At 64.9% G+C, this 1,317-nt stretch carries 1 protein-coding gene; it reads left to right on the plus strand.

All coding sequences use genetic code 11. The features are described from left to right. On the plus strand, positions 1 to 1,317 hold a 1,317-nt coding region (gene pgaB / locus AC1DT2_RS23610), incomplete at both ends, for a poly-beta-1,6-N-acetyl-D-glucosamine N-deacetylase PgaB (RefSeq protein ID WP_477299116.1).

Genomic DNA, 1,317 nt, shown 5'->3' on the forward strand with positions numbered 1-1,317 from the left:
TTCTACACCCGCGTCTATCCCCTGCTACGCGCTTATAACTATCCCGCCGTCGCCGCCATCGTCGGCTCCTGGATGGACATGCCTGCCGGCAAGCGTATGCCTTATAACGGTTCCGACTGCGATCGCGACTGCTTCCTCACCTGGGACCAGGTGAGCGAGATGCACAAGGGCGGCCTGGTCGAATTCGCCTCGCACTCCTGGGGTATGCACGAAGGAACCGAAGGCAATCCGCAAGGCAACCTGTTGCCCGCCGCCGCCTCGCTGCGTTACGACGACAAAGCCCACGTGTACGAAGACGAAGCGCAGTACCGCGCTCGCGTCGGCGCCGATCTCCAGCACAGTGCGGACGAAATCGCCGAGCACACGGGTGTTCGTCCGCGCGCCGTCGCATGGCCTTACGGCGCCTATACCCGTGTGGGTCGCGCCGTGGCCGCGGAACACGGCATGCCGGTGACCTTCAGCCTCGGCGACCGACTGCCCACCCTCGAGGTCGGCAAGACCATTCCTCGCCTGCTGGTCAGCGGCAATATCACCGCGAACCGCCTGGGCTGGCTGATGCGCCATCTCGATCGTGTCGAACCCACGCGTGCCGTGCAGGTAGACCTCGATTACGTGTACGACCCCGACCCGGCCCAGCAGGATCGCAACCTCTCGAAGCTGCTCGATCGTATCAAGCGCCTGCACCCGAGCCAGGTCTGGTTGCAGGCCTATGCGGACCCGGACGGCGATGGCGTCGCCGATGCGGTGTATTTCCCGAATCGCCACCTGCCGATGCGCGCGGACCTTTTCTCCCGCGTGTCATGGCAGTTGCGCACCCGCGCCGGCGTGCGCGTGTACGCCTGGATGCCCGTCCTCGCCTTCCGTTTTCCGGACGGCAAGGACCTGCCGTCGCTCGCCGGCGAACCCAAGYCCGGCGGCGACCATTATCGCCTTGCGCCGTACGACCCGAAGGTGCGCGCCATGATCGGCGACGTCTATGAAGACCTCGCCATGCATGCCGATGCCGCAGGCGTGCTGTTTTCCGATGATGCCTATATCCGCGACACCGACAACCTCGGCCCGTGGGCGAAGAACACCCCGGCGCAGAATACGCAGGCGCTCATCGATTTCACGCTCGAGCTCTCCGAACGCATGCAGAAGTGGCGCCCGCAATTGCGTACGGCACGCAACCTTTACGCCCGGCCCGTCCTGGAGCCGAATGCGGAAGCCTGGACGGCGCAGAACCTGCCCGCCTTCATCAAGGCCTATGACATGACCGCGGTGATGGCCATGCCGCAGCTCGATCAGCAATCGGACCGCATCGGCTGGTACAAGCAC

This window comes from Luteibacter sp. P4_E6, assembly GCF_056401535.1.